Source organism: Microcystis sp. LE19-41.2A (genome assembly GCF_027530405.1).
Lineage (GTDB): Bacteria > Cyanobacteriota > Cyanobacteriia > Cyanobacteriales > Microcystaceae > Microcystis > Microcystis aeruginosa.
In genome coordinates, this window is record NZ_JAPZQJ010000320.1 from 1 (window position 1) to 7,423 (window position 7,423).

The window sequence follows — 7,423 nt, forward strand, 5'->3', positions numbered from 1 at the left end:
TACATGATATCAGCGAGACTTGGAAACTATCTCATCAAATTAGTTCCCCCATAGAACCCCCTTGAGCCATCTGGCACACTTTTCTCTTTTTGTCAAATTTTATGTTAAGAAAGATGTGACTAATGGATAGCCTTATCAAGGGGGGATTAAGGGGGGATCGGCACCCCCCTTATCAAGGGGGGCAGGGGGGATCAGAGGCAAAATCTATCTTCAATTTAATTATAACTACTTACTTACCTACATTATTCTCATTCCGAGATTTCGATCGAATTAAACGATCTTTGCCAACGTTTTTTCCAGTGGCTAGTCGGTTCTAAATCAGAGAGAGCCTGTTCGCTGCGACGACGTTGTATAATCACTTCGGCTGGGTCAGTTAAAGTCGCGTCTCGATAGGGAATAGCGGCTTTAGTTTGCAGATGTTCCCGTTCCTGTGCCGATAGAGATGGGGGTAAGGACAAAAAACTGGCTATTGTCCCTGGCGATCGCCGTCCGACGCTATCGGTGGCTCCAATCTGCAATCCTGCTAATTGTAAAGCCCTTCGCACCGAGGCAGCACAGGAATAGGTGACTAAATAACCCGTCGGACTCAGGCATTTGGCCACTAAAGCTAAAAACTCCACCGTCCACAGTTGCGGACATTTACCCGGGGAAAAGGGATCGAGAAAAATTGCCTCTGCTTGAAAACCCGCCTCAATCACCTTGGTTATCGTCTGTCGCGCATCCCCGATTAACAGTTTAGCGGTGAGATTAGGCAAGTCTAGCCGGTGATTATGGGCAAAATCATTTAAATATTCGGGAATTGGTTGATTCCAACTATTTAAGAGATTCTCTCTAATAGCCGCTAGGGGAACCATTCGATCGCTTTCTAAAGCTAATAATTCTACCCGACAATCCCCCCTAACTTGCCAAATGGCTGCCAACGCAGCGGCGGCATTATACCCTAAGCCGTAACAAATGTCAAGAATTTTCAGATTATTGCTCTGGTCTGCTTTCGCTGCCAGACGACTGGAGAGGATAAATTTTTTCTCAGCCTCTTCCCTTGCCCCGGAGGTAGAATGATAACATTCGCCGAATTCGGTCGAAAAAAAGGTATAAGAACCATCCTCAGTGACTTTTTGCGGGTAAGCTTCGGGGGAGACAAGCATGGTGATGGAGAATGTCTTTGAGGTGAATATCGGTTTCCAGCAGGCAAGCATGACCACTATTGGGCAGAATCGTTAATTTTGCGGCGGGTAACTGCTGAATTAGGCGTTTAGCTTCCGCTACCGATGGTAACAGTCGGTCGCCTTGACTGGCTATCACTAACACCTCCAATTGCAGATCTTTTAACTCGCTGGCACTAACCTGAAACCGTTGTAACTGGGATAAACGCCAGCTAATCGTCTTCGGTGGGACGTATTGCATGGCTTTGAGGAGAGAGCGGCGATCTTCCCGGGATATTCGACCGAGAGCGGCGAGAAAGGGTAAAATAGTTAGTGCCGAGCTGCCGTGGATGAAATCGGGCATTATCTGGGTGATACCGATTCCCAAGCTTAAAAGAGGTCTTTGATTAAAAGAAGAAGCGGGGTTAATTAAAATCAGTTTTTTAATTAATTTTGCTGATTTTGTCGCTATTTTCAAGGCTAAACAGCCACCAAAAGACTCACCGCAGAGATAGACTTTTCTCGATTGTCCCTTTAATTCCTGGGCCAATAAAGCAATCACGCAATCGCTTAATTCCTCCCAATCACCGAGATATTGCGGGGAAATCGCCAAACAACGCAGATCGAAGTAAGGAGCAAGGTTTTTAATCTGACGATGGTAGAGTTGGCCGCTGCCATCCATTCCGGGTAAAAATACAAACAGGGGATAATCGGGACGGGGATGACGGGGAATAATCCAACTGACAGGTTGTTCCATTGTGCAACAAGCGCGATCGATGTTAAAAAAGTTTTTTCTGGTTATCTATTTTAAGGATAATTAATATTAGAGAGATTGGCCAATTTTAAGAGTAGTATTAACCCCCAACCTATGGATGGTTTCTCCCTGCTCCCCAATCCCTGATAACTGATAACTGATAACTGGATTAACTGAGCTAAATTTTTAGGCCGCTGCTAAATTAGCAGCCACGAAATCCCAATTAACCAACTTGGTTAAAAAGTCGCTGATGTAATCGGGACGACGATTTTGGTAGTCGAGATAATAAGCGTGTTCCCACACATCCATAGTTAAGAGGGGAACCTGTCCGGCGGTTAAAGGATTGTCAGCGTTGCCGGTTTTGGTAACTTTGAGAGTACCGTTATCGAGAACCAACCAAGCCCAACCGCTACCGAATTGAGTAGCGCCCGCAGTTTTGAAAGCTTCGACAAATTTCTCGAAACTACCGAAATCTGCGTTAATTTTATCGGCTAAAGCACCGGTAGGCGCACCGCCACCACCCGGTTTCATGCAGTCCCAATAAAAACTATGATTCCATGCTTGGGCGGCATTGTTGAAAACCCCAGCTTTAGAGGCATCACCAGCAACCTTAACGATAACTTCTTCTAAAGAGAGAGCATCGAGTTCCGTATCTTTGACCAAACCGTTATAGTTATTGACATAAGCGGCGTGGTGCTTGTCGTGGTGGAATTCTAGGGTACTTTTGGTGATACAAGGCTCTAAGGCAGTGTAATCGTAGGGTAAAGGGGGAAGTGTGTAAGCCATGTGTTCTCTGTATCCTCTCTTGAGAGCTTGTTTAAGGTAGTGTTGTTAACCTTTTGTCAGTATTCAGCTTAACCAAGACGAATACCTTTGCAATAAAACTTTACACCCTCAATCATAGCACCGAAGGAGACTTGATCAGTGATCACTGATCGATCAGCTTTTTTCTCCCATCTCCCTTCTCCCCCATCACCTCAACTCCCATCGACCATCTCCTAAATCCTGAGAAGATCACCAAACAATGTTAAAATAATTCCCGTACTGTAGGCGCTTGCAGATTCTTGTGGGCGTGGCAGGGCAGGCGAAAAACGATTCCGTTCGGAATTAGACCAAAAAAGCTCCACTGGAAACAGCAGTAGATTTTATCTCACTGGGTTGACCGGTTGGCACTTCGTCAAATTACGGATCAATACAAAATTATCATTTACAGATCTTTCTTGGTAACTTATGGCACAGCGTACACGCTTAGGTGAAATCCTTCGTCCCCTCAACTCGGAATATGGTAAAGTTTCTCCCGGTTGGGGAACTACCTTGCTGATGGGAGTTTTTATGGCTCTGTTTTTAGTCTTTTTGCTGATTATTTTACAGATCTACAACTCCTCCCTAATTTTAGAAGGATTTAATGTAGATTGGGGTCAGTAAGCAGATTCCAACAATCTCGTCGCCATTTTTGGCGGCAGAATTATCCCGCGGACTTTGGCAGGTGGGTTATTGCCCACCGCGAGTTTTTTATTAGGAGCAAAAACATGAATATTTTTGGGATTGGATTGCCGGAAATGGGGTTAATTCTCTTGATTGCCCTGCTAGTTTTCGGACCGAAAAAATTACCAGAAATCGGTCGCAGTTTAGGCAAAACGATTCGAGGATTTCAAGAAGCATCCAAGGAATTTGAAAGTGAATTTAAGCGAGAGGCCGAGCAGATTGAAGACTCGGTAAAAATCAAAGCTGAATTAGAAGAAAGTCAATCTCCTAGGGATCAAACTCGTTCCAGTTAAGAACTGTGTAGAGATGTAGATTAGGTCAAATTCGAGACTATCCGCTAGATTAACATCGGGAATGACCAGAGCCGGATTAAATTGGCAGTTTTACCATAGACCTCTTGTAAAAATCAAAAATTGTTGTTAGGGTCAGGAGTCAGGAGCCGGTCGTCAGGAGACTCCGAGACAGGAGATTATTTTATTTATTCTTCCCACTTCCCCACTTCCCCACACCCCACTTCCCCACACCCCACACCCCACACCCCACACCCCACACCCCACACCCCACACCCTACCCCCACGAAAAACTTTTTCAGCAGACCCTAAGTCGGCAGAATATACCGTCAGTTTGAGAATTCCCAGAAGGCAACAAAAAAATGACTATTTCCTTGCTATAAGTATTGTAGATGTCAAGAGTGGTAAATGAATGTCTATAGTGGTATCCCCCGAACAAGTCCATCAAATCGTCAACAACCTCCATCACGATCCCTTTGAGGTTTTGGGGGCCCATCCCCTAGAAGAAGAAGGAAAAGTCAATAAATGGGTTGTTAGAGCCTATTTACCGAAAACCACGGCCGCTTGGGTTATTTTACCGTCCCAAAGACAAGAATATCCCATGACGACCGCTTATCACCCCCATTTTTTCGAGTGCGTCATCGATATCGGTGAACTGAACAATTATCAATTACGCATCCACGAGGGAGAACAGGAACGGGTAATCTATGATTCCTATGCCTTCCGTTCTGCCAAACTCAGCGATTTTGATTTACATCTGTTTGGGGAGGGCAACCATCATCGCATTTATGAAAAATTAGGGGCGCATTTAGCCGAAATCGAGGGTATTAAAGGGGTTTATTTTGCCGTTTGGGCCCCTAATGCTCGCAACGTCTCGATTATTGGTGATTTCAATAACTGGGATGGTCGTGATCACCAAATGCGGAAACGTAATAATATGGTCTGGGAATTGTTTATCCCGGAAATCGGTGTTGGCACTAAATATAAATACGAGATCAAAAATTGGGAAGGTCATATTTACGAAAAATCTGATCCCTACGGTTTTGCCCAAGAAGTACGCCCGAAAACTGCCTCGATCGTGGCCAATTTAGATAGCTATACTTGGGATGATAGCGATTGGATGGAAAAACGCCGCCATAGCGATCCTTTAACTCAACCGGTTTCCGTTTACGAATTACACCTCGGTTCTTGGCTGCACGCTTCTAGTGCCGAACCCCCCCGTTTACTTTCCGGGTCTGGGGAAGCGGTTCCCGTGTCGGAATGGAACACTGGGGCGCGCTTTTTGAGTTACTACGAGTTAGCCCAAAAACTAATTCCCTACGTTAAAGAATTAGGTTACACCCATATCGAATTATTACCGATCGCCGAGCATCCTTTTGATGGTTCTTGGGGTTATCAAGTGACGGGTTATTTTGCCCCCACCAGTCGCTACGGCAATCCTGAAGATTTCATGTATTTTGTCGATCAATGTCACCAAAATGGCCTTGGTGTGCTAGTGGATTGGGTCCCCGGTCACTTCCCCAAAGATGGCCACGGGTTAGCTTTCTTTGATGGTACTCATCTTTACGAACACGGCGACCCGCGCAAAGGGGAACACAAGGAATGGGGAACCTTAATTTTTAACTACGGTCGCAACGAAGTCAGAAATTTCCTGGTGGCTAATGCCCTATTTTGGTTCGATAAGTACCATATTGACGGCATTCGCGTGGATGCGGTGGCTTCTATGCTCTATCTCGATTATTGTCGTAAAGATGGGGAATGGGTGGCTAACGAGTACGGTGGCCGGGAAAATTTAGAGGCTGCGGAATTCCTGCGTCAAGTCAATCATGTAATTTTTAGCTATTTCCCCGGAATTCTCTCTATTGCCGAAGAATCCACCGCTTGGCCGATGGTGTCCTGGCCCACCTATATGGGCGGTTTAGGCTTTAATTTGAAGTGGAATATGGGCTGGATGCACGATATGCTCGATTATTTCGGCATGGATCCTTGGTTCCGTCAATTCCATCAAAATAATGTCACTTTTAGTATGTGGTATAACCACAGCGAGAATTATATGCTGGCTTTGTCCCACGATGAAGTGGTTCACGGCAAAAGTAATATGATTGGCAAAATGCCGGGGGATGAGTGGCAAAAATTCGCCAATGTCCGGGCATTATTTAGTTATATGTTTACCCACCCCGGCAAGAAAACCATGTTTATGAGCATGGAATTTGGCCAGTGGAGTGAGTGGAATGTTTGGGGTGATTTGGAGTGGGGTCTTTTGCAGTACGAACCCCATCAACAGCTAAAACGCTTTTTTACTGATTTGAACGCCACCTATAAGAGTGAACCTGCTTTATATACCCAGGATTTTGGTCAGGATGGCTTTGAGTGGATCGACTGTAGTGATAATAGTCATAGCGTCGTTTCTTTCCTGCGCTGGAGCAAAAATTGGCAGGAGTTTCTAGTGGTGGTCTGTAATTTTACTCCCCAACCCCACAGCCATTATCGCGTTGGTGTACCCCATCCCGGTTTTTATCAGGAAATCTTTAACAGCGATGCGGGTAAATATGGCGGTAGTAATATGGGCAACCTTGGCGGTAAATGGTCGGAGGAATGGTCCTATCATAGCCGTCCCTACTCGATTGATCTTTGTTTACCACCTTTAGGGGTTTTAGTTCTCAAAATCAGTCCTCATACTTCTGGGGAATAGGTAAGCTTTTTTCAGTGATCAGTAAACAGTAAACAGTGAACTGAAAACTAACATCTGATAACTGATAACTGATAACTGATAACTGATAACTGACTAACCCCTAACAAAAAAATTTAGAGGCCATCTTGCGGAAAGTGGCCTCTTTTTTGGCTTAATTTTGCGAAAACGATTAAGTTGTTAGATTAGCGAGCAGTGTTTGCACCCATTCTTGAGCGAGTTCTTCCACGCTGCCATTACTGTCGAGATGGCTAATACTAAATCCGTTGAGTAACGCACAGAAAACGGGTTTCTCCGAGAAACCCGTTTTCTACTCATGTAATAGGCAAAAGGATCAATAGATAATCAGTCTTTAATAACAGGATTTAGTCTGAACAGGTACAGACAAGAAAGTGCAGAAAGTGGGCATTTTCCTCCGTCGAGCATCAAAATCAAAAACAAGCAAAAGTATATGTATATTTAGTGACTAAATAAGACAGATTTGCCCTAGATGCAGACCGGGCAAAAGACGGTCAAAAACTAACCCATCAGGATCACCGTATCGATGACGTGGATCACACCATTATCTGCCTCGATATTACCCGCAACCACCGTGGCATTTTTCACCTCAAAACCTTCGCTACAATCGACGGGAATCGGTGAACCCTCTAGAGAAGTCACTACAGCCAATTTTGCCAAATCTTCCTGCATATATTTGCCCGCAACGACGTGATAGGTGAGAATTCGGGTTAATTGGGGGATATTCTGCACTAGGGTTGTAATCGTCCCGGGGGGCAATTTGGCAAAAGCTTCATCGGTGGGGGCAAAAACCGTGAAGGGGCCGGGACTTTTCAGGGCATCCACAAGATTAGCCGCTTGTACCGCCGTCACTAGAGTTTTAAAATTATCGGCACTGACCGCAATATCGACAATATCTGCCATAAACTTGACTCGATCCCTTAAAAAAATTATCTATTTCAGATTTTAAACTTAATCTTGTCCCAAAGATCGTTCTAGGGATGGGGTGTGGGGTGTGGGGTGTGGGGTGTGGGGTGTGGGGTGTGGGGTGTGGGGTGTAGGGAGA

Annotated in this window: 8 protein-coding genes; 4 read left to right on the forward strand and 4 right to left on the reverse strand. The window is 45.0% G+C overall.

Annotation, left to right across the window (positions count from 1 at the left end):
* Positions 1-248: 248 nt before the first annotated feature.
* The 3 genes from O9290_RS13350 to O9290_RS13360 form a co-directional block, all read right to left on the reverse strand.
* Positions 249-1,145 carry a tRNA (5-methylaminomethyl-2-thiouridine)(34)-methyltransferase MnmD gene (locus O9290_RS13350; protein ID WP_043999386.1) on the reverse strand — a complete coding sequence of 299 codons (897 nt, stop codon included), beginning with the start codon at positions 1,143-1,145 and terminating at the stop codon, positions 249-251.
* On the reverse strand, positions 1,105-1,899 hold the full coding sequence (locus tag O9290_RS13355; protein ID WP_002762410.1) for an alpha/beta fold hydrolase: 795 nt from the start codon (positions 1,897-1,899) through the stop codon (positions 1,105-1,107). The genes O9290_RS13350 and O9290_RS13355 overlap by 41 nt, the downstream gene beginning before the upstream one ends.
* Before the next feature lie 183 nt (positions 1,900-2,082).
* Positions 2,083-2,682 (reverse strand): superoxide dismutase, encoded by a 600-nt coding sequence (locus O9290_RS13360; RefSeq protein WP_002762409.1) that lies wholly within the window; start codon positions 2,680-2,682, stop codon positions 2,083-2,085.
* A gap of 444 nt (positions 2,683-3,126) precedes the next feature.
* Here O9290_RS13360 and psbH point away from each other — a divergent pair, with 444 nt between their 5' ends.
* The 4 genes from psbH to glgB all read left to right on the forward strand — a co-directional run bounded on the left by psbH (position 3,127) and on the right by glgB (position 6,363).
* Positions 3,127-3,321 carry a photosystem II reaction center phosphoprotein PsbH gene (gene psbH, locus O9290_RS13365; protein WP_002736544.1) on the forward strand — a complete coding sequence of 65 codons (195 nt, stop codon included), beginning with the start codon at positions 3,127-3,129 and terminating at the stop codon, positions 3,319-3,321.
* A 104-nt stretch (positions 3,322-3,425) separates the two neighbouring features.
* Entirely contained in the window at positions 3,426-3,674 is a 249-nt protein-coding gene (locus O9290_RS13370; RefSeq protein ID WP_002762408.1) for a TatA/E family twin arginine-targeting protein translocase, read from the forward strand.
* Positions 3,675-3,794: 120 nt separating this feature from the next.
* On the forward strand, positions 3,795-3,983 hold the full coding sequence (locus O9290_RS13375) for a hypothetical protein (RefSeq protein WP_288087150.1): 189 nt from the start codon (positions 3,795-3,797) through the stop codon (positions 3,981-3,983).
* Between the two features lie 100 nt (positions 3,984-4,083).
* Positions 4,084-6,363 carry a 1,4-alpha-glucan branching enzyme gene (glgB, locus tag O9290_RS13380; protein ID WP_002762407.1) on the forward strand — a complete coding sequence of 760 codons (2,280 nt, stop codon included), beginning with the start codon at positions 4,084-4,086 and terminating at the stop codon, positions 6,361-6,363.
* A 516-nt stretch (positions 6,364-6,879) separates the two neighbouring features.
* Here glgB and O9290_RS13385 read toward each other — a convergent pair.
* Positions 6,880-7,281, reverse strand: a complete 402-nt coding sequence (locus O9290_RS13385; protein ID WP_002762406.1) for a fasciclin domain-containing protein — start codon at positions 7,279-7,281, stop codon at positions 6,880-6,882.
* Between the last annotated feature and the right edge of the window lie 142 nt (positions 7,282-7,423).